Source organism: Gottfriedia solisilvae (genome assembly GCF_002128405.1).
Classification (GTDB): Bacteria; Bacillota; Bacilli; order Bacillales; family Bacillaceae_G; genus Gottfriedia; species Gottfriedia solisilvae.
Genome location: NZ_NETJ01000004.1, coordinates 613397 through 635770, shown reverse-complemented (window position 1 = coordinate 635770; position 22374 = coordinate 613397). Strand labels below are relative to the sequence as shown.

The following is a 22374-nucleotide window of genomic DNA, read 5'->3' as shown; positions in this document are numbered from 1 at the left end:
CTAAATAAAAAATGTCGTAAAATTTACTTAATCAACATTACTAATAATTGTTCCATGTGAAACATTTATAATGTTCGCTTGCTTTATTGTTTCGTGTTGAATGCCGTCGACACTTGTAGTAGTTACAAAAGTTTGCACTTTATTTTGAATAGCATTTAATAAATGAGTTTGACGATAATCGTCTAATTCTGAAAGAACATCATCAAGTAAAAGGATAGGATATTCGCCTACTTCCTCTTTGATTAGTTCAATCTCCGCTAGCTTTAATGAAAGAGCAGTCGTCCGCTGTTGTCCTTGTGACCCAAAAGTCTGAACATTTTTGTCGTTAACCATAAAAACTAAATCATCTCGATGTGGACCAAGTAGTGTAGTACCTCTAGATACTTCACGCTCTTTTTCAGCTTCAAATTGTTTTATGTACTCTTCTTCCATTTTCGTCAAATCTGTTAAATCTGATACATTAATGCTTGGTTTATATATAATTTCTAGTTTTTCAGTCTCTCTAGAAATCTGACTATGAATTGGCGATGCCCAATCTTGTAATAATTTGATAAACGAAATTCGCTTTTCAACTATTTTCACTGCATGTTTTACTAACTGAGCAGTAAGTACTTCAAGCATTAAATAATTTCGATCCCGACTCGTTTGTAAGGTTCTAAGTAGTGAATTTCGTTGTTGGAGGATTCTTTGATATTGACTTAATTCATGAAGGTAAACTGGCGATACTTGTCCTAATTCCATATCAAGAAATTTACGACGCACTTGTGGACTACCTTTTACTAAGTGTAAATCCTCTGGTGCGAACATAACGACATTCATTACGCCTATATATTGACTTAACTTCATCTGTTCAAGATGGTTTAGCTTCGCTTTCTTACCTTTCTTTGAGAGGATTAGTTGTAGTGATACATGTTGATTTTTCTTTTGTAACGTACCTTTTATTGTACCATACTCTTCATCCCAACGTATCATTTCTTTGTCGTTGCTCGTACGATGTGACTTTGTTAAAGCTAGCACATAGATAGATTCCATTAAATTTGTTTTACCTTGTGCATTTTCTCCAATAATAACATTCACGTTATTTTGAAAATTTAATTGAAGTTGTTCGTAATTACGAAAATGTTTTAATTGTAAATCTTTAATATACAATGGGATTCCCCCAGAACTTATGAAGTAATAATATACGTACCAATTCCTGTAATAGAAATAGTGTCATTTACAACTAATTTTTTACCTCTTCTATTTTCAGGCTCATTATTTACAAAAATCTCGTGTTCAGATAAAAACCACTTTGCCATTCCGCCTGTATCGATTACACCCGCTAATTTTAAAAACTGCCCAAGTGTAATATATTCTGTATTTATTTTAACTTTTTCATTTTTCATTTTTCATCACCCTCAAATATCCATTTCTTAATTGTACTAAACTTCTAACAGAAAAAAAATAGGAATCCCATATTTTCTATTGTAACAGTAAAAAAAGACTGATCCACTTGTACTTTGCACTCTCCAAAAGACCTTTAGTAGAAAAAATATAAATTATTCTACAAAACAGTGGAGGTTGCTAGTACATTCTGTAGGTCAGCCCCTTTTAGGTAGAATTTACTAACTAGTATGTGCGAACAGGTAAAATTAATTGCAATGTTCTTGAATCATTAACTGTACGGATTAAAAATGGTCTCATCGCTCCTGTAAACTGAATATAGATTTCAGGACTTTCGATAGCCTTTAATGCATCCATTACATATTTCGCACTAAATGATATTTTTAACTCTTCACCTTTTATATCTTCACAAGCAATCTCATCTACTACTTTACCGATTTCCGGAGAATAAGAAGAAATATTTACAAGTGTATTACCTTTTGTTTCTAAGTGGACAACATTGTTTCTACCTTCTCTTGCAAGTAGAGAAGCACGATCAATCGCTTGTAAAAACTCTTTTGTCATTACAGTTAGTTCTGTTTTGCTTTCACTTGGAATCAATTTTGAAGTATCAGGATAATTTCCTTCAAGTAATCGAGTAAAGAATAAAATATGCTTTGTTTTAAATAGTGCTTGGTGTTCTGTTAATACGATATCAACTTTTTCATTGTTATCATCAAGAATTTTACTTAATTCATTTAAGCTTTTGCCTGGGATTACGACACTTGCTTTAAACTCATTTGTTAATGCATTATTGTCAATTTTAGCTTGTCTTAAAGCTAAGCGGTGACTGTCAGTAGCAATACAAGTCAGTTCACCATTTTCTATTTTCCAATTTACACCCGTTAAAATTGGTCGTGTTTCGGATGTAGATACCGCGAACACAGTTTGACGGATCATAAATTTAAGTAGATCAGCAGAAATAGAAATTGTTTCATGTTCTTCAATTTGAGGAAGTAATGGATACTCTTCTGCATCAAAGCCATTTAAACTAAATTCTGTTTTTCCAGCTCTTATTGTTGTTACATAATGACTATCTGATTCTAATTCTACAAAGTCAGCAGGTAACTTTTTTACAATGTCACTAAAGTATCTAGCATTAAGTACGATACTCCCTGGTTGTTTTACATCTACTAATTGTTGATCATCTACAATAGTTGGTAAATAAGATTCAATAGAAATATCTGAATCACTACCAGTTAAAGTTAAACCTTCGTTTGTAACAACTAATTTTATACCAGTTAAAATTGGAATTGTTGTTCTAGATGAAACAGCTCTCATTACATCTTGTACAGCTTTAACAAGATGATCTTTTTGTACTGTAAATTTCATTTTTTGTACTCCTTATATATTTTATAAAATAATATAGTAATAGTAGTAGGGCCTGTTAATTTGTGGATAACCCTAATTTAGTAAAGAAAAATAAGTCTATCAACATGTGGATAGACTGTGTAAAAAAACTAGAAAGTTATGCACAGTTTTAAGTATCTACTGATTTAATTTTTCATTGATCTCTTTAATTTGAGATTGAAGTTGTGAGTCAGTTTCAACCAATTTTGATATCTTTTCATGTGCATGAATAACTGTTGTATGATCTCTACCACCAAACTCTTCTCCTATTTTAGGTAAAGAATGGTCTGTAAGCTCCCTCGAAAGATACATTGCTACCTGCCTAGGAAAGGCCACTGATTTAGTACGCTTCTTAGCTTTAAAGTCTTCTAATTTAATATTAAAAAACTCACCCACAGTACGTTGAATATCAAGAATTGATAAAGTTTTCGGTCTTGAAGCCGTAATTAAATTCTTTAATGCCTCAGCAGCAACACTAGCATTAATATCTTTATTGATTAATGAAGAATAAGCTACAACACGTATTAGAGCACCTTCTAATTCTCGTATATTCGTATCAATTTGATTTGCAATATATAACATGACTTCATTTGGAATATCTAAGCCCTCTGCTTTCGCCTTTTTGCGTAAAATGGCGATCCTTGTCTCTAGGTCAGGCGGTGTAATATCTGTAATTAAGCCCCATTCAAATCGTGAGCGAAGACGATCTTCTAGTGTAGGAATTTCTTTAGGTGGTCGGTCACTTGAAATGACAATTTGCTTACTTTCTTCATGTAGAGTATTAAAAGTATGGAAAAATTCTTCTTGTGTTTGTTCTTTTCCCGCTAAAAATTGAATATCATCAATAAGTAGTACATCTACATTGCGGTATTTATTTCTAAATTCAATTGCTTTGTTATCACGAATTGAGTTAATAAATTCATTCGTAAATTTTTCGGAAGATAGATAAACTACCTTTGCATTTGGATTATGTTCAAGTACATAGTGTCCAATCGCATGCATTAAGTGGGTTTTACCTAATCCTACACCCCCATAAATAAATAAAGGGTTATATGCTTTTGCTGGCGCTTCAGCAACTGCTAATGAAGCCGCGTGAGCAAAACGATTTCCAGATCCGATTACGAACGTATCAAAAGTATATTTTGGATTTAACATACTTTGTCCGAATTCAACTGGCTCATCATATTTAACCTTTTCTTTAACAGCAGGAATATTCATTTCTATTTCTTCAATATGGTTTTGAGGAAGGATGAACTTAATTTCTAATTCTGCTCCAGTAATTTCTAAAACTGTATCCATGATTAAAGAAGAATACTTTGATTCTAGCCAATCACGTGCAAACTCATTAGGCGCAATAATGGTTAAAGTATCGTTTTTTAATGAGAATGCTTTTGTTGATTTGAGCCATGTTTCGAAGCTTGGCTTGCTTATCTTTTTCTCTATTTCTGATAGAACCCTGGACCAAAGATCCCCTATATTCTCCAAAGAATAATCCCTCCTTATAAGACAGTGTATAAGTTTTGTACAAGCACTATATTCAATCTGTAATTTTTATACATTTCGTTGTATATGCCTTAAATCAATTATCTGCAAAATTCCACTTTATTTGACAGTATTCACCTATGTGGATAACTTTAAATAAGCATAAGTGTAAAACCTGTCCACAAGTTATTAACAGCTGTGGACAATTAAATATTAAAATTGACTTGTCCATAAGAGGAAAACAAATTAATGATATCAAAAAACTTTAGGTATTTCAATGAGTAGTTCATGTTATCCACATGCTAATCCACTTGTTTAGGAAAATTGTCCACAGAAAAGTAAGTTGTGCAAAACTTGTCAATAAGTGTTGTGAGTAAAAATTTTGTTGATAAATCTTATCCACAGCGTATTTAACAATTTTATGAAAAGGTGAAGTAATTCATTTTTGGCTATTTTTTTATACATATAAATTTAGGGGAAAAAAATCTTTCGACACCCTCGTTTTTAGATGATTATTTTGTTTATAAATGAGCGGAGGGGAAAAGATATAAGTAAAAGTTTTTTTATCAAGTAATCTGTTACTAGATCATTAATGAAGAAGTTAATTGGAGATAAAAAGTTAGTCCTCCTAAAACAGAAACGACAAACTTTTTAAAGTACTTAAATAAAGAAAGAAAATTTTTAAACATGAAAACGTATGGGATCAGTCATTCTTCTATATATAATTGTAAAAAATAAAGATGATTTAATATCTTACATTGACATATTGACCATTTATTCTTTATAATTTATAGGACTGTCTATTACAGTAATTCCTCAGGGAGGTGTCATATAATGAAAAGAACATTTCAACCAAACAAGCGTAAACGCAGTAAAGTACATGGTTTCCGTAGCCGTATGAGCACTGCCAATGGACGTAAAGTTCTAGCTGCTCGTCGTCGTAAAGGTAGAAAAGTATTATCTGCGTAGGCCACTGTCAACAGTGGTCTTTTTCGCTAATTAGAAGGCCTTTTTTTGCTTTAAATGTCACATTTTGTAAGTAAAAAAGGCCTCATTTTTTATGAAAATATTGGTATGATAATTGAAGGAATCTTTAGAGGTGTCAGTAAAACATGAACAAGAAAAACAGAATAAAAAAGAACGAAGATTTTAGTCGCGTTTTTCGAGAAGGTACATCTACTGCGAACCGACAATTCGTAATCTATACATTAAGGAAAGAAGATCAACAGCAATATCGAATCGGATTATCTGTAAGTAAGAAGTTAGGTAATGCTGTAGTAAGAAATCATATTAAGCGCTATATTAGACAAGCTCTTCATGAACTTAGCGATGATCTTCAAATAGAAATGGATTATGTAGTGATCGCAAGAAAACCATGTACTGAACTACCTTTTAATGAATTTAAAAAAAGTTTAATTCACGTATTAAAAAGGGCAGAAGCGCTGAAAATTCGTGATTCAAAACATAAAACAGATAAAAAACAAATTAAGTAATTACATATTTAATTGTAACAACTTAAAGGAGGAACTAGTTTGAAGACTAAGAAGTATCAAATGCTAGTTGCAATTCTTTTCTTAGTAGTAGTGTTAGCTGGATGTTCACAAACAAACCAAGCAATCACGCCTGAAAGTACTGGGATATGGAATCAATATTTCGTTTATCCATTATCTTGGCTAATTACAACGGTAGCTAATATTTTCGGTGGCAGCTACGGTATGGCAATTATTATCGTAACAATTTTAATTCGTTTAGCATTATTACCATTAATGATCAAACAAATTAGAAGTACGAAAGCAATGCAAGCAATTCAACCTGAAATGTTAAAACTTAGAGAAAAATATTCTTCTAAAGATCAAAAAACAGTTCAAAAATTAAATGAAGAAACAATGAAATTATATCAACAGCATGGTGTTAACCCACTATCTGGTTGTTTACCAATTTTCATTCAAATGCCGATCTTAATTGCTTTCTACCATGCAATTATGAGAACAATGGAAATTAAAGCACATGATTTCTTATGGTTCCAATTAGGTCACCCGGATCCAATCTATGCTTTACCAATTATTGCTGGGATCACTACATTTATTCAACAAAAAGTATCAATGAATACTACTACAATGGCTGGTCCTGCGGCACAACAAATGAAAATCATGCTTTATGTTATGCCAATCATGATCTTAGTATTTGCAATTAACTTACCATCAGCATTAGCGCTTTATTGGGTAGTTGGTAATACATTTATGATCGTTCAAACATTACTTGTAAATAGAACTGGTAATACACCAGATCAAAAAAACAATGTAGGAGGGGCTAGTAAGTGAGAGAAGTAACTGCTACTGGTCAAACAATCGAACAAGCAGTTCAAAATGCACTTCAGCAACTTAGTTCAACAAAAGAAGAAGTAGAAATTGAAGTATTAGAAGATGGGAAAAAAGGATTTTTGGGATTTGGTTCAAAGCCAGCTAAAGTTTTAGTTGTAAAAAAGAAAACTTTAGTAGAAAAAGCTTTTGACTATATTTCGAATATCGTTACATGTTTAGATGAAACAGCCCAAATTGATTACGATTTTCAAGATAAAAAAGAGCCATCTCTTTTATTTACTATAAAAGGTGATAAAGTAGCTCTTATTATCGGGAAAAGAGGTAATACTTTAAATGCACTTCAGTTTTTAGTGCAAACTTATGTAAATCGTCATTCAAAGCAATTAATTCATGTTGTAGTTGATGCTGAGAATTATCGTTTAAAGCGTAAAGAATCACTAGAAATATTAGCCAAAAAAGCTGCACAGACAGTTTTAAAAACAAGGAAGGCTGTTTCGTTAGAGCCAATGCCTTCTTTTGAAAGAAAAATAATACATCACATACTAACTGACATGCCGAATATTTCTACTAAGTCAGTAGGTCAAGATCCATATCGTCAATTAGTTATTGATATCAAAAAACCAATTAAGGGCTAACCTTAGTTGGTTTTTTTGATGCTTACTCTTTAGGCATTTAAGTTTACTTGTACTTTCGTAGGGTTATAATATAAAAACATTCAATTATAAAAATCTTTATGCTATGCTATAGGTTTAGAAGTAACATGTTATCTATTACATAACATGCTCTAGAGGTGATATTCTAATGGAATTTGATACAATTACAGCGATATCAACACCAAAAGGCGAAGGTGCAATTGCCATCGTACGATTAAGTGGTGATCAGGCTGTTCAAATAGCTAATAAACTGTTTAAAGAAAAAGATTTAAATATAGTAGATTCTCATACCATTCATTATGGCCATTTAGTAGATCCTAGTACTGAAACGATTGTCGAAGAGGTAATGGTTTCAGTATTAAGAGCTCCTAAAACATTTACACGCGAGGATGTAGTAGAGATTAATTGTCATGGCGGAATCTATTCTGTTAATAAAGTGCTAGAATTAGTTCTTTCATCAGGTGCCAGACTAGCTGAACCTGGTGAATTTACGAAAAGGGCATTTTTAAATGGACGTATTGATTTATCACAGGCTGAAGCAGTGATGGATTTAATTCGTTCTAAAACGGATCGAGCGATGGCAATTGCTATGAATCAAGTCGAGGGTCGATTATCTAAGATGGTTAGCGGACTACGACAAACACTCTTAGAAATTCTTGCTCATATTGAAGTGAATATTGATTATCCTGAATATGATGATGTTGAAGAAATGACGAATACAGTACTAATTGAAAAAGCAAAAACAGTTCAAAACGAAATTCAAAGACTTCTTGAAACATCAAAGCAAGGTAAAATCTTACGTGAAGGACTATCTACGGTCATTATCGGTAGACCGAATGTTGGTAAGTCCTCTCTATTAAACACACTTGTGCAAGAAAGTAAGGCGATTGTTACTGATATTCCTGGTACAACAAGGGATGTAATAGAGGAATATGTAAATGTTAAGGGTGTTCCTCTCCGTTTAATTGATACAGCTGGTATTCGAGAAACGAAGGACGTTGTTGAAGCGATTGGGGTAGAGCGTTCGAAAAAAGTATTAAACTTGGCCGATCTAGTATTGTTTGTTTTAAATAATAATGAGCAACTTACTGAAGAGGATCGTGTTTTATATAATCAAATGAGCGGAAAAGATGTAATTGTCATCATAAATAAAACAGATTTACCACAAAATCTTGATATTGAAGAAGTGAAGCAATTAGTTGGTAATGCTACAATTGTAACGACATCTTTAAAAGAAGAACAAGGTATTGAAGATCTTGAGAAAGCGATTGCTGATTTATATTTTGAAGGGCAAATCGAGTCGCAAGATTTAACATATTTATCAAATGCTAGACATATCGCATTATTAAAGCAAGCGGAATCGACAATTAATGATGCAACTGAAGCAATGAGAAATGGAATGCCGATCGATTTAGTTCAAATTGACTTAACAAGAGCGTGGGAATTGTTAGGCGAAATTATTGGAGATACAGTACAGGAAAGTTTAATAAACCAATTGTTTTCTCAATTCTGTTTAGGAAAATAAAGGGTTAGGAGGAAGTTACATGAGTTTTGAAGCAGGCAATTATGATGTAATTGTTATTGGCGCTGGTCATGCTGGTTGTGAGGCAGGACTTGCTGCTGCTCGTATGGGTGCAAAAACATTAATGCTGACGATTAATTTAGATATGGTAGCATTTATGCCGTGTAACCCTTCAGTAGGTGGACCTGCTAAAGGGATTGTTGTACGTGAAATTGATGCACTTGGTGGGGAAATGGGTAGAAATATTGATAAAACTCATATCCAAATGAGAATGTTAAACACAGGGAAAGGCCCTGCAGTACGTGCATTACGTGCTCAAGCGGATAAATTCGCATATCAGCACGAATTGAAAAAAACGATTGAGGATACTGAAAACCTTACTTTAAAACAAGGATTAGTTGAAAGACTGATTATCGAAGACGGTGAATGCACAGGTGTCATTACGCAAACAGGTGCTATTTATCGATCAAAAACAGTTGTTATTACGACTGGTACTTTTTTACGTGGTGAAATCATAGTTGGTGAATTAAAATATTCTAGTGGACCTAATAATCAGCAACCAGCTATTAAGCTATCTGAGCACTTAGAGGAATTAGGTATTGAGCTTGTGCGTTTTAAAACAGGGACACCTCCACGTGTAAATAGCCATAGTATTGATTATTCTAAAACTGAAATACAACCTGGTGATGACGTTCCACGTGCATTTTCATATGAGACGGAAGCAGTTGAAACAGATCAAATTCCTTGCTGGTTAACATATACAAGTGAAAACACTCATCAAATTATTGATGATAACCTTCACCGTTCACCAATGTACTCTGGTATGATTAAGGGAACTGGACCACGTTACTGTCCATCAATTGAAGATAAAGTAGTTCGTTTTAACGATAAACCAAGACATCAAATCTTCTTAGAACCTGAAGGAAGAAACACTCAGGAAGTATATGTTCAAGGACTTTCTACAAGCTTACCAGAGGATGTACAAGAGAAAATGCTTCGTTCAATTGCAGGATTAGAAAATGTTCAAATGATGAGAACAGGATATGCAATTGAGTATGATGCGATTGTACCCACTCAATTATGGCCAACATTAGAAATTAAACATATTAAAAATCTTTATACAGCTGGTCAAATTAATGGTACTTCAGGATATGAGGAAGCTGCAGGCCAAGGACTAATTGCAGGAATTAATGCAGCTTGTCGTTCTTTAAATAAAAAGGAACTGATTTTAGATCGTTCTGAAGCATATATTGGTGTTCTAATCGATGATTTAGTAACGAAGGGTACGAATGAACCTTATCGTTTACTTACATCTAGAGCGGAATACAGACTATTACTTCGCCATGATAATGCTGATTTAAGATTAACTAAAATAGGTCATGAGTTAGGCTTAATTTCTGATGACAGATTTGCAGATTTCGAACAAAAGAAAGCGCATATTGAAGAAGAAATTAGTCGTTTAAAAACAACTCAGTTAAGACCAACCGAGCAAGTTCAAGGTTTGATCGCAGAAGTAGGCGGTAGTGAATTAAAAGATGGAATCAAAGCGGCAGATTTATTACGTCGACCAGAAATGAACTATGAACACATTCACGTCCTTTCTCCTTCTGAAAAGGAATTACATCCAGATGTAAAAGAACAGGTTGAAATTCAAATTAAGTATGAAGGTTATATTGAAAAATCATTAAATCAAGTAGAACGTATGAAAAAAATGGATTTAAAGAGAATCCCTGAAAATATTGATTATCAAGCAATTAATGGTCTCGCAACAGAAGCTAGACAAAAACTTGAACAAGTACGTCCACTATCAGTTGGGCAAGCATCACGTATATCCGGAGTAAACCCAGCAGATATTTCAATTCTACTTGTTTATTTAGAACAAGGAAAAATTGCAAGAATATCGAACTAATATAGATAGGGGAATTACTAGTGAACAAAGAACAATTTATTGCTGCACTAAAAGAAAAAAACATTCATTTAACTGATTTTCAATTAAAACAATTTGATATATATTTTCACACGCTAGTTGAGTGGAATAATAAAATGAATTTAACAGCTATTACTGAAGAAGAAGAAGTATATTTGAAACATTTTTATGATTCAATTAGTGCCTCCTTCTACTTTGATTTTTCAAATGAGATGACATTATGTGATATTGGTGCCGGAGCAGGATTTCCTTCTATTCCCATTAAAATATGTTTCCCATCTATCCGATTAACAATAGTAGACTCTCTACAAAAGAGAATTTCATTTCTAAATCATTTAGCTTCGGAATTAAAATTGGAAAATGTTGCATTCCATCATGACCGTGCAGAAACATTCGCTAAAAAAGACGGTATGAGAGAATCTTTTGACGTTGTTACAGCAAGAGCTGTTGCTAGAATGTCAGTATTAAGTGAATTATGTTTACCACTTGTTAAACCAAATGGACATTTTGTAGCCCTAAAGGGTGCTGCGGGTCAAGATGAGTTAGATAAAGCAGATTATGCAATCAAAACTCTTGGTGGAGAAGTAAAAGCAATCAATCATTTTGTTCTTCCAGGAGAAGATAGTGAACGAAATATTGTTATAGTAGAAAAGAAACGTAAAACGCCAAACAAGTACCCACGTAAGCCTGGTACTCCTGGTAAAGAACCATTAGAAAAATAATTTTATAAACTAACAAATGTTTCACGTGAAACATTTGTTAGATTTAATTTGTTGTGAACGAAATTCTAAAAGGGTGGGAATCACATTGAAAAGCACTTTATCCAAGTTATTTGGCTTGTCCGAAAAAGAAATAAGTGATGATGTCCAAGACTCAGTTTCAAGTAATGAAGTAATACGTCAAATTCCGGTGTCTGACATTGTTCCAAATCAGTACCAGCCAAGGACCTTTTTTGATGATGAAAAAATAAAGGAATTGGCATTAACAATTAGAACGCATGGTATTATTCAACCGATCGTTGTTAGAGAGATTCAGCCTAATTTTTATGAAATTATTGCTGGTGAACGCCGTTTTAGAGCGGTATCATCATTAGGTTGGGACACTATCCCTGCAATTGTAAAAACCTTTAATGATACTGAAACTGCTTCTGTTGCACTTATTGAAAACTTGCAACGTGAAGAATTATCTCCATTTGAAGAAGCTGTTGCATATCAAAAATTAATTGATTTACATAATCTTACTCAAGAGGCGTTGGCTCAACGTTTAGGTAAAGGGCAATCAACAGTTGCAAATAAGTTAAGACTGTTAAAATTACCTAAAGAGATTCAACAAGCTCTGTTAGATAAGACGATTACAGAGCGTCATGCTAGGGCTCTTATTCCTTTAAAACTACCTCAACTTCAAGTTAGTTTATTACAAGAAATTGTAGAGAAACAATTGAATGTTAAGCAAACTGAAGACCGTGTAGTTGCTTTACTTACAGAGAAAAAACCAAAACCTCGTCCTAAAATAAAAGCAGTTAGCAAGGATGTTAGAATTGCAATGAATACGATTCGTGAATCATTACAAATGGTGACGAAAACGGGTATGGATATTGATAGTCAGGAAGAAGAACATGATGATTACTATCAAATTACAATTAAAATCCCTAAAAAATAATGATTAAATTCACCTCTTCTAAAGTGGTGAATTTTTTTTGTTCATTTTTAAATCTAAACACAATGATGATTGTATTCGTGATAGAATAGAAAATAAGAATTGTTTGTTGTGGAAGGAGTAGATTACGTAGTGGTTAAGGTAATCTCTATTGCAAATCAAAAAGGTGGTGTTGGTAAGACAACAACATCAGTTAATTTAAGTGCTTGTTTAGCGCATTTAGGAAAAAAAGTATTATTAGTTGATATAGATCCTCAAGGTAATGCTACTAGTGGAATTGGTATTGAAAAAGCAGATGTAAATCAGTGTGTGTACAATGTATTAGTTGATGATGTCGAAGCAAAAAGTGTAATTATAAGCACCGCAATCCCTAATTTTGATATAATTCCAGCAACAATTCAACTTGCTGGAGCGGAAATCGAATTAGTCCCTACTATCTCTAGAGAAGTACGATTAAAACGTGCATTAGATACTGTAAAAGGAAACTATGATTATATATTAATAGATTGTCCTCCATCTCTAGGCTTATTAACACTAAATTCACTGACAGCCTCTGACTCAATTATTATTCCAGTACAATGTGAGTACTATGCTTTGGAAGGATTAAGTCAATTATTAAGTACTGTACGATTAGTACAAAAACATTTAAATAAGAATTTAGCCATTGAAGGTGTATTGCTTACTATGTTGGATGCTCGTACAAATTTGGGTATCCAAGTTATTGAAGAAGTGAAAAAGTATTTTCAAGATAGAGTTTATAAATCAATTATTCCAAGAAATGTCCGTTTAAGTGAAGCGCCAAGTCATGGCAAGCCGATCATTACATATGATCCAAAGTCTAGAGGTGCAGAAGTATATCTCGAACTAGCAAAGGAAGTGATTGATAATGGCTAAAGGGTTAGGCAAAGGCATCGGAGCATTTTTTCAAGATATCGATAATCAAAATGAAGAAATCGTTCAAGAAATATCACTAAAAGAACTTAGACCAAATCCTTACCAACCTCGAAAAATATTTGATGAAAATGCAATGCAAGAATTAACGCAATCAGTTTTAGAACATGGGATTTTACAACCTATTATTGCTAGGAAAAGTATTAAAGGCTATCAAATCGTTGCTGGTGAAAGACGTTATCGTGCTGCGAAAAATGCGGGATTAAATACTGTTCCAGTCATTGTAAGAGAATTGACTGAAGAACAAATGATGGAACTAGCAGTACTCGAAAACTTACAAAGAGATGATTTAAATCCTTTGGAGGAAGCTGAGGCTTATCAATCCTTAATTGAACAATTACATTTAACACAAGAACAACTTGCGAAAAAACTAGGTAAAAGTAGACCACATATAGCAAACTATCTTAGAATCCTGACTTTACCTAACTCTGTTCAAAAAATGGTTGAGTCTGGTACACTCTCTATGGGACACGGCAGAGCTTTATTGGGCCTGAAACGTAAAGGTTTAATTGAGGGAACTGCTTTAAAGGTTGTTGAAAAGAATCTTAGTGTAAGAGAAGTAGAAACATTAGTTAATGAATTAAACGATAATGTTTCACGTGAAACACAAAAGAAAATTCCTAATAAGAATATATTCTTCAGTGAGTACGAGGATGTTTTACAAGAGAAATTTGGAACATCTGTAAAAATTAAATCAACCAAAGATAAAGGGAAAATCGAAATCCAATTCTTTAATAAAGAAGATTTGGAAAGAATCCTTTCTATCATTAAATAAATAATATATTTGGACTATAGTTTGTATTTAACATTCAAACTATAGTCCATTTTTTTTGAAGTTAATTTTATTATCTAAAATGGTTGGAATTTAAACGATAAAAACAGAAGTTGATTACAATTGAATTAGTTTTACCCTATATGAGTCTGAGTCGCGGAAAGCTTGGAAATCCGAGAAGGCTTAGCTCACTCCTCACTGAAAGGGGTACATTCCAGAGTTGTCATCATCTAAAAAGTTCTTCATAGGAAAAACGAAATATAATAAGTGCAAATTCATTTATTACATTATGAAACTAGTATTATTATAGTGCAGTTTGGCCAGTCAATTTACTTTCTGTTTCTTTGATAGATCTCGCAATAAATTTTGCCATTTTCATGACTAGACTTAATCTAGTATTTTGTAAAACATAAAACTCCATAAAACCACTTACATTGACGACACCAGTTAAATTAATTTCACCGACCAAAGGTAAATCCTTCTTCATTGCGGCTCCTGGCTTTAATGGTCCATTTGATAATCGCACACTTCCTATGCTTTTAACTCTGCCTAAACATGCATCAACAGCGATAATAAACGGATTTTTATACTTGTTTTTTATTGTTTCAAGTTGTTCAGAAAGATTTAACGCATGAATTGGTTCATCAAGAGTACCATAATAATGGAATCTACTTACATTTAATTCTCCTAATAAAGTACCGACTAGTGGACCTAAAGAATCACCTGTTGAACGATCAGTACCAATACATACAAATACAATGTCATTAGTGTAGATACTAGGAAGAGATTTGCTTAAATGATCTGCAAATTGGTTAACTGCATTGTCATCATCCAAAAATACAGAATAATCATCCTTAAATAAACTACGAAAAGGATTTGCCGGAAATTGCATACTATCGCCCACTTTTCATTTAAAAGAGTAGTAATAGTTTATGCAATATTTAAACAATTTATACTATATTCTACCTTTCTTTATCATAAAATTACTATATGATTACATTTGTAGTTATTTATGGTTTTAAATTCATAATTCGTTTAGTATAACTTTTGAAGAAATAGAAAGTGCGTTAGGGGGATAAAATGAAAAATACATTAAATGATGCAGAAGCAAAGATAAAGGAAAGTATGTTGACTGAGAGTCAATGGGACACGCTTTGGACTTCTTCGATAAAAATAGCTGTTATAATAATCGTTTCTATCTTAGCGATTAAATTTGGAAGAAAATTAATTCGCCGACTTTTAAAAGTACAAGCAAGAGGACCTTTACAAGTATCAGAAAGGCGATCAGTTACGTTAGTTAGATTGTTAGAAAATGTCATTGCATATGTTGTGTTTTTTATTGCAGTACTTACGATTTTACCTATCTTTGGAGTTGAAACTAGAGGATTAATTGTAGGGGCCGGAGTTGGTGGTGTTGCATTAGGTTTTGGTGCACAAAGCTTAGTGAAAGATATCATTTCAGGTTTCTTTATTTTATTTGAGGATCAGTTTTCGGTTGGCGATTATATTAGAGTTCAAACCTTCGAAGGAACGGTACAATCGATTGGTCTAAAAACAACAAAAATTAGAAGTGCGACAGGTGAGCTGCATATCATTCAAAATGGTATGATTACTGAAGTAACTAACTTTTCTTTGCATAACTCAGTTGCATTGGTCGATATCAGTATTTCATACGAAGGTGATATTGAACATGCTCAATCAGTTATTGAAGAGCACTTAGTGGAAATGCCTGAACGATATGAAGAAATGGTAAAAGCGCCAGAATATCTTGGTATTCAAAGCTTTGGTCCTTCTGAAGTAGTTATTCGAATCGCGTCAGAAGTAAAACCGATGGCTCAATTTAAAATATCAAGAGCAATTCGAAAAGAGATTAAAGAGGTACTTGAAAGAAATAACATAGAAATTCCATATCCAAAAATGGTATTATATAGACAACCAGAACCTAATAATGAAAAGGCACAGTCTTAATTCTACTATTTAAGGAAGTGAAATAGTCGCATGGAAGAGAAGGTTTTTGATTTAAATGATATAGTAGAAATGAAAAAGGCACATCCATGTGGTGTGAATAAATGGAAAATTATCCGTATGGGTATGGATATCCGTTTGAAATGTGAAGGTTGCGGACATAGTGTTTTAATTCCGCGCAGAGAGTTTTCTCGTAAATTAAAAAAGGTATTAACTAAAGCTGAAGAATAGGTAAAAAAATTATTAAAAAGGTATCTAGTAAGAGCGAACTTTTTACCGCTCTTATTAGATGCCTTTCGTATGTAAGAAATAATATTCGGATTTTCTTGTTATTTTTTTTTGAAATCAATATAATTGTGAAAGATTAACTAAGTTCGTATAGGAGTGGAAACTATGGCATTAACAGCAGGTATCGTAGGTTTACCAAACGTAGGAAAGTCAACATTATTTAATGCAATTACGCAAGCTGGTGCTGAATCAGCAAACTATCCGTTTTGTACAATTGACCCTAACGTAGGTGTAGTAGAAGTACCAGATTATCGTTTAGAAAAATTAACTGAATTAGTTCAACCGAAAAAAACTGTTCCAACAACTTTTGAATTTACTGATATTGCAGGAATCGTAAAAGGTGCAAGTAAGGGTGAAGGTTTAGGAAATAAGTTTTTATCACATATTCGTCAAGTAGATGCAATTTGTCAGGTAGTACGATGCTTTGCAGATGACAATATTACACACGTTTCAGGTAAAGTAGATCCAATTTCAGATATTGAAACGATTAACTTAGAGTTAATTCTTGCTGATTTAGAATCAGTAGAAAAAAGAATTGACCGTGTTGCTAAGTTAGCGAAACAAAAAGATAAAGATGCATCTTATGAACATGAAATTTTAGTAAAATTAAGAGATGCATTTGAAAGTGACAAGCCTGCTCGTTCAGTAGAATTTACTGAAGAACAAATGAAGGTTGTTAAGGGATTACATTTATTAACGACGAAGCCAATGCTTTATATTGCTAACGTTGGTGAAGATGACATTGTTGATCCATCATCAAATGAATTTGTTGAAAAAGTAAGAGCTTTTGCAGCGGAAGAAGGTTCTCAAGTTATTGTAATTAGTGCAAAAATTGAGGAAGAAATTTCTGAGTTAGATGATGAGGAAAAGCGTTCATTCTTACAAGAAATTGGTATTGAAGAATCAGGTCTTGACCAATTAATTAGAGCTGCTTATCACTTATTAGGATTAGCGACATATTTCACAGCTGGTGTACAAGAAGTACGTGCATGGACATTTAAAAAGGGTATGAAAGCACCTCAATGTGCAGGCGTAATTCACACTGATTTTGAACGTGGATTTATTCGTGCAGAAACTGTATCATATGAAGATTTAGCAACTTATGGTTCAATGCCATTAGCGAAAGAAGCTGGAAAAGTGCGTCTTGAAGGAAAAGAATATATCGTTCAAGACGGAGATGTAATGCATTTCCGCTTTAATGTGTAAAAAGTAGCAAATATTTTATTGGTTTGCTATCTAAGATTTTTTATGCTATAATTTTATTTCGTGAGTGATTATATAAATTGCTCCTTGCCCTTAACTGGGCCGTTAGACCAAAAGGAGGTGACATTGTGATGAATAAATACGAAATCATGTACATCGTTCGACCAAACATGGAAGACGAAGCGCAAAAAGCTTTAGTAGAGCGTTTTAACAACGTTTTAACTGAACAAGGTGCAGAAATCACAAACGTTAAAGAGTGGGGTAAACGTCGTTTAGCTTATGAAATTAACGATTTCCGTGATGGACACTACATGCTTGTAAATGTTTCTGCTCAACCAGAAGCAGTACAAGAATTCGATCGTTTAGCGAAAATCAGCGAAGATATCATTCGCCATATCGTTATCCGTGAAAATGACAAATAATAATTTTTGAAATGCCTTAGGGAGGTAAGAATCAGATGATCAATCGTGTTGTGCTTGTAGGTCGTCTAACAAAGGATCCAGACTTACGTTATACACCAAGTGGGGTTGCTGTAGCTACATTTACTCTAGCGGTAAATCGTGCCTTCTCAAATCAGCAAGGAGACCGAGAGGCAGATTTTATTAACTGCGTTATCTGGAGAAAACCGGCTGAAAACGTTGCGAACTTCTTGAAAAAAGGAAGCTTAGCTGGCGTTGAAGGACGTATTCAAACTAGAAGTTATGATGGCCAAGATGGTAAAAAAGTTTATGTAACAGAAGTTGTTGCTGACTCAGTTCAATTCTTAGAGCCAAGAAATGCATCAGGCAATCAAGGTGGTTCTTTTAATGGGAACCAACAAAACCAAGGTTTTAACGCTGGAAATCCTTTTGAAGCACCATCACAAAAGCCTAGCTTTAATGATGATCCATTTGGTGGGACAAGCAAAACAATTGATATCACTGATGACGATCTTCCTTTTTGATAAAAATAGCGTAATGTTGAACGGTAAACATTACTAAAAACAATTCTTCAAAAAGAAGGAGGGAAATAAGATGGCAATGGGTGGACGTAAAGGTGGACGTGCTAAGCGTCGTAAAGTTTGTTACTTTACAGCTAACGGCATTACACACATCGACTATAAAGATACTGAGTTATTAAAACGTTTCGTATCAGAGCGTGGTAAAATTTTACCTCGTCGTGTAACTGGTACTTCAGCAAGATACCAACGTAAATTAACGATTGCAATTAAACGCTCTCGTCAAATGGCATTATTACCATACGTGGCTGAATAAGCTGAATAATAAAAAGTACAGCATTCTCGTGCTGTACTTTTTTTGTATTTTAAGGGATCTAATGAACTTTTCATTTTTTTTAATAATTTATGGTAAAATAAGTATTAGTATGCTTACCGATATTTTATTGGTTTAGTTGAAAGGAGCCATATTTTGAAATCAACTCGCTTTATAACCGAGGGGGCAGTGCTATTAGCATTATATTCAATTATGCTATTACTGATTACATATGTACCATTTCTCTCAATTGTACTAACTTATTTAATGCCCCTACCATTTATCATATTTAGCTTGAAATATTCTATTAAGGAATCTCTTTTATTGATTTGTGTTGCATTAGGGCTTACACTCGTCATCACTCAAGCTTCTTTTATCTTGGGAACATTAATGTTTTCGACAGTTGGTATTGCAATAGGCTATCAACTTGGGAAGGAAAGAAGTAAAGGAGAAATTTTATTAACTAGTACATTTTTATATTTCATACATATAGTACTAATATACTTAATAGTACAACTTATGTTTGATATTAATATTTCAAACATTGCTACAACGAGAATGACTGAGTTACTTGAAGCAAGTAAGAATTTATCTTCGGATTTAGGTGTTTCTTATAATGAAAAGAATGCTAAAGCTATAACCGAAGCATTGAAGTTATTGCCTGTTTTAGTACCATCTATTATGTTAATGTTAGGTTTTACTATGGCATTTTTAACACAGCTATTAACATTCCCTATCGTAAGAAGATTAAGTTTTAAAACGCCTAAATTTAAGCCGTTTAGAGAATTCAGGTTACCATTAGGATTTATGTGGTTGTATTTGATTATTACGATCCTTTCTTATTTTGGATCAAAACCAAATGGATTCTTTTATACAGCTATTATGAACATATCTTATGTATTACACATCTTAGTGATTACGCAAGGATTTGCAGCGATATTTTATTTTAGTCATATTAGAAAACTATCTAAAGCAGTACCAATTCTAATATTAATTGCAGGTCTACTGATTAACGGGTTAATGATTTTTGTTTTATTAATTGGGATTATTTCAATTGGAATTTTTAATAGAATGAAGAAATAAGCTATTTTGTGGTTTTATATTGGCAGAATAGGTAAAAATAATCTTATTTTGTATAGAAGTTAGATTTTATTTGATTTAGGGGCTGAACTTATGCAAGATTTTCATAAGAAACAGGTGTTTCTTATTCCCGTCTATCTATTAACTGCTCTTGCGATATTTCTAATAGGAACTGTAGTTTATATACGTCCACAGCTAGGTATTATCTTTATTATCATCTTTCTATTCGTTATCTTTTTAGTTGTAAAGATTGAAATAAAGTATCGACACATTTTAGATATGTATATTGAATCAGTTATGTCGAGAGTGAAAAATTTAAGTAATGAAGCAATTACAAAAATGCCAATTGGTGTGTTACTTTATGATAAAGAGTACCACATCGAATGGGGCAATCAATATATTACACATATTTTGGACGACCAATCGTTAATCGGAAAACATATTTATGACTTGTCAGATGGTCTAATGTCTTTGATTTCAAAGAAAGAGAAAAAAGAAGATGTTATAACGATTAATAAGAGAACGTACCGAGTCGTTATTAAGAGAGAAGAACGATATATTTATTTATTTGATGTCACTGAACAAGCACAAATGGAGAAATTGTTTGAGGATCAAAGAACAGTTATCGCGGTTATTCTACTTGATAATTACGATGAAATGACTCAAGGTTTAGATGATCAAGAACGTTCTACTATCAATGGAACAGTGACAACGATATTAAATAGTTGGGCCAATAAACATGGCATATTTTTACGAAGAGTATCTTCAGATCGTTTGTACGCTGTATTAAATGAAGGAATCTTAAATGTATTAGAAAGCAATAAGTTTGCTATTCTTGATCATGTCAGAGATGAAACAACAAAACGAAATTTACCAATCACTTTAAGCGTAGGGGTTGGAATTGGTAGTGAGAATCTACCTGAACTTGGTCAACTTGCACAGTCTGGATTAGATCTGGCGTTAGGGCGTGGTGGCGACCAGGTAACAGTGAAGAATCTTAACGGGAAAGTAAAGTTCTTTGGTGGTAAAACAAATCCAGTTGAGAAACGAACCAGGGTTAGAGCACGTGTAATTTCTCATGCATTAAGAGACTTAATGAAGAGCAGCTCGAATGTAATGATTATGGGCCATAAGTTACCAGATATGGATGCGTTAGGCTCAGCTGTTGGTATTTTAAAAATGGTTACTCATAATGAGGTCAATGGTTATGTTGTCATTAAAAAAGATGAAGTAGATAGAAGTGTAAATCGTTTGATGAAAGAAATGACAAAAAACGAACAATATATGACATGCTTCATATCGCCTGAGAAAGCTAAAGAGTTAGTAACTGAGGACACATTAATTATAGTTGTTGATACGCATAGACCGACGATGGTAGAAGTGGAGTCATTACTAGATGCAACTGATAAAATTGTTGTTATTGACCATCATCGAAGAGGGGAAGACTTCATAAAAGATGCCATTCTTGTGTACATGGAGCCTTATGCGTCCTCTACAGCTGAATTAGTTACAGAGTTATTAGAATATCAACCGAAAAAGATTAAGCTTAGCATACTTGAAGCAACGGCCTTACTGGCAGGTATTATTGTCGATACGAAAAGTTTTACATTCCGTACAGGTGCAAGAACGTTTGATGCAGCATCTTATTTGCGCTCAAATGGTGCTGATACGATCCTTGTTCAAAATTTATTAAAACAAGATATGAATGAATATATCCGCAAATCAGAGCTGATTGAAGAGGCATACATGTACAAGAACGGCTTTGCGATCAGTTATGGTAAAGAAAATATAAACTATGATCAGGTGTTAATTGCTAAAGCTGCAGATACTTTATTAACGATGACGGATGTAATAGCATCTTTTGTTATTGCAAAGCGTAACGATAATCTTGTCAGCATAAGTAGCCGATCATTAGGGGATATAAATGTTCAACTCATCATGGAAGAGCTTGGCGGTGGTGGACATTTAACAAATGCAGCCGCACAACTAGAATCTTCTTCAATTCGAGAAGTAGAAATAAAATTATTGAAAATAATTGATCAATATATCGAAGGGAGAACAAACAAATGAAAGTAATTTTCTTAAAAGATGTAAAAGGTAAAGGTAAAAAAGGCGAAATAAAAAATGTAGCAGATGGATACGCGCATAACTTTTTAATTAAGAATGGTTATGCAGTTGAAGCAACAGGCGGTAACGTAAAAACACTTGATGCGCAAAAAAATAAAGAAGCAAAAGATGCTGCTTTAGAATTAGAAAATTGTAAAAAACTAAAAGAAACAATTGAAGGTATTACTGTTGAACTAAAAGCGAAATCTGGAGAAGGTGGCCGTCTTTTTGGTTCAATTTCTAGTAAACAAATTGTTGAAGAGCTACAGAAAGTTCATGGAATTAAACTAGATAAACGTAAATTTGAAATGAATGATGCAATTCGTGGACTTGGTGTGACAAATATTAAAGTTAAACTTCATCAAGAAGTGACTGCAACATTAAAAGTACACGTGAAGGAACAATAAGTAATTTAAGCATCTGGAG

General features: G+C 33.2%; 24 protein-coding genes. 19 read left to right on the top strand and 5 right to left on the bottom strand.

Annotation, left to right across the window (positions count from 1 at the left end; translation table 11 throughout):
• Positions 1-27: 27 nt before the first annotated feature.
• From recF to dnaA, 4 genes are all read right to left on the bottom strand, one after another.
• A complete protein-coding gene (gene recF / locus CAB05_RS16280; RefSeq protein ID WP_088001668.1) occupies positions 28-1149 on the bottom strand; it encodes a DNA replication/repair protein RecF in 1122 nt (373 codons plus the stop codon).
• A 17-nt stretch (positions 1150-1166) separates the two neighbouring features.
• On the bottom strand, positions 1167-1385 hold the full coding sequence (gene yaaA, locus CAB05_RS16275) for a S4 domain-containing protein YaaA (RefSeq protein ID WP_088001666.1): 219 nt from the start codon (positions 1383-1385) through the stop codon (positions 1167-1169).
• Positions 1386-1608: 223 nt separating this feature from the next.
• Positions 1609-2754: a DNA polymerase III subunit beta gene (dnaN, locus tag CAB05_RS16270; RefSeq protein ID WP_088001664.1), complete on the bottom strand. Its 1146-nt coding sequence runs from the start codon at positions 2752-2754 to the stop codon at positions 1609-1611.
• Positions 2755-2910: 156 nt separating this feature from the next.
• Complete coding sequence (gene dnaA, locus CAB05_RS16265; RefSeq protein WP_088001662.1) at positions 2911-4257, bottom strand: chromosomal replication initiator protein DnaA; 1347 nt, start codon at positions 4255-4257, stop codon at positions 2911-2913.
• 831 nt (positions 4258-5088) lie between these two features.
• Between dnaA and rpmH the strand changes: the two genes are divergently transcribed.
• The 10 genes from rpmH (at position 5089) to CAB05_RS16215 (ending at position 14059) form a co-directional block, all read left to right on the top strand.
• Positions 5089-5223 (top strand): 50S ribosomal protein L34, encoded by a 135-nt coding sequence (gene rpmH / locus CAB05_RS16260; RefSeq protein ID WP_056467137.1) that lies wholly within the window; start codon positions 5089-5091, stop codon positions 5221-5223.
• Between the two features lie 143 nt (positions 5224-5366).
• Positions 5367-5747 carry a ribonuclease P protein component gene (gene rnpA, locus CAB05_RS16255; RefSeq protein ID WP_088001660.1) on the top strand — a complete coding sequence of 127 codons (381 nt, stop codon included), beginning with the start codon at positions 5367-5369 and terminating at the stop codon, positions 5745-5747.
• Between the two features lie 60 nt (positions 5748-5807).
• Positions 5808-6575 (top strand): YidC family membrane integrase SpoIIIJ, encoded by a 768-nt coding sequence (spoIIIJ, locus tag CAB05_RS16250; RefSeq protein ID WP_088001755.1) that lies wholly within the window; start codon positions 5808-5810, stop codon positions 6573-6575.
• Positions 6572-7210: an RNA-binding cell elongation regulator Jag/EloR gene (gene jag / locus CAB05_RS16245; protein ID WP_088001658.1), complete on the top strand. Its 639-nt coding sequence runs from the start codon at positions 6572-6574 to the stop codon at positions 7208-7210. The genes spoIIIJ and jag overlap by 4 nt, the downstream gene beginning before the upstream one ends.
• 166 nt (positions 7211-7376) lie before the next feature.
• The gene (gene mnmE, locus CAB05_RS16240; RefSeq protein WP_088001656.1) at positions 7377-8753 is read left to right on the top strand and encodes a tRNA uridine-5-carboxymethylaminomethyl(34) synthesis GTPase MnmE; all 1377 of its coding nucleotides are present in this window, start codon (positions 7377-7379) and stop codon (positions 8751-8753) included.
• A 19-nt stretch (positions 8754-8772) separates the two neighbouring features.
• On the top strand, positions 8773-10659 hold the full coding sequence (gene mnmG / locus CAB05_RS16235) for a tRNA uridine-5-carboxymethylaminomethyl(34) synthesis enzyme MnmG (RefSeq protein WP_088001654.1): 1887 nt from the start codon (positions 8773-8775) through the stop codon (positions 10657-10659).
• Positions 10660-10679: 20 nt separating this feature from the next.
• On the top strand, positions 10680-11399 hold the full coding sequence (rsmG, locus tag CAB05_RS16230) for a 16S rRNA (guanine(527)-N(7))-methyltransferase RsmG (protein ID WP_088001652.1): 720 nt from the start codon (positions 10680-10682) through the stop codon (positions 11397-11399).
• An 85-nt stretch (positions 11400-11484) separates the two neighbouring features.
• A complete protein-coding gene (noc, locus tag CAB05_RS16225) occupies positions 11485-12336 on the top strand; it encodes a nucleoid occlusion protein (protein WP_088001650.1) in 852 nt (283 codons plus the stop codon).
• A gap of 129 nt (positions 12337-12465) precedes the next feature.
• On the top strand, positions 12466-13227 hold the full coding sequence (locus CAB05_RS16220; protein ID WP_088001648.1) for a ParA family protein: 762 nt from the start codon (positions 12466-12468) through the stop codon (positions 13225-13227).
• Positions 13220-14059, top strand: a complete 840-nt coding sequence (locus CAB05_RS16215) for a ParB/RepB/Spo0J family partition protein (RefSeq protein WP_088001646.1) — start codon at positions 13220-13222, stop codon at positions 14057-14059. Before CAB05_RS16220 ends, CAB05_RS16215 begins: the two co-directional genes overlap by 8 nt.
• Positions 14060-14360: 301 nt before the next feature.
• Here CAB05_RS16215 and yyaC read toward each other — a convergent pair whose 3' ends face one another.
• Entirely contained in the window at positions 14361-14948 is a 588-nt protein-coding gene (gene yyaC, locus CAB05_RS16210) for a spore protease YyaC (protein ID WP_088001644.1), read from the bottom strand.
• Between the two features lie 188 nt (positions 14949-15136).
• Here yyaC and CAB05_RS16205 point away from each other — a divergent pair, with 188 nt between their 5' ends.
• The 9 genes from CAB05_RS16205 to rplI all read left to right on the top strand — a co-directional run bounded on the left by CAB05_RS16205 (position 15137) and on the right by rplI (position 22355).
• Entirely contained in the window at positions 15137-16024 is an 888-nt protein-coding gene (locus CAB05_RS16205; protein WP_088001642.1) for a mechanosensitive ion channel family protein, read from the top strand.
• A 30-nt stretch (positions 16025-16054) separates the two neighbouring features.
• Positions 16055-16252, top strand: coding sequence for a DUF951 domain-containing protein (locus CAB05_RS16200; protein WP_088001640.1), 198 nt, complete (start codon positions 16055-16057; stop codon positions 16250-16252).
• A 162-nt stretch (positions 16253-16414) separates the two neighbouring features.
• Positions 16415-17515, top strand: a complete 1101-nt coding sequence (gene ychF / locus CAB05_RS16195) for a redox-regulated ATPase YchF (protein ID WP_088001638.1) — start codon at positions 16415-16417, stop codon at positions 17513-17515.
• Between the two features lie 128 nt (positions 17516-17643).
• Entirely contained in the window at positions 17644-17934 is a 291-nt protein-coding gene (gene rpsF / locus CAB05_RS16190) for a 30S ribosomal protein S6 (RefSeq protein WP_088001753.1), read from the top strand.
• Between the two features lie 35 nt (positions 17935-17969).
• Complete coding sequence (ssb, locus tag CAB05_RS16185) at positions 17970-18455, top strand: single-stranded DNA-binding protein (RefSeq protein ID WP_142283113.1); 486 nt, start codon at positions 17970-17972, stop codon at positions 18453-18455.
• A 76-nt stretch (positions 18456-18531) separates the two neighbouring features.
• Entirely contained in the window at positions 18532-18765 is a 234-nt protein-coding gene (rpsR, locus tag CAB05_RS16180) for a 30S ribosomal protein S18 (RefSeq protein WP_088001749.1), read from the top strand.
• A 153-nt stretch (positions 18766-18918) separates the two neighbouring features.
• On the top strand, positions 18919-19845 hold the full coding sequence (locus tag CAB05_RS16175) for a YybS family protein (protein ID WP_088001636.1): 927 nt from the start codon (positions 18919-18921) through the stop codon (positions 19843-19845).
• 90 nt (positions 19846-19935) lie between these two features.
• Positions 19936-21912, top strand: coding sequence for a DHH family phosphoesterase (locus CAB05_RS16170; protein ID WP_088001634.1), 1977 nt, complete (start codon positions 19936-19938; stop codon positions 21910-21912).
• Positions 21909-22355, top strand: a complete 447-nt coding sequence (gene rplI, locus CAB05_RS16165; RefSeq protein ID WP_088001632.1) for a 50S ribosomal protein L9 — start codon at positions 21909-21911, stop codon at positions 22353-22355. The genes CAB05_RS16170 and rplI overlap by 4 nt, the downstream gene beginning before the upstream one ends.
• Positions 22356-22374: the final 19 nt, after the last annotated feature.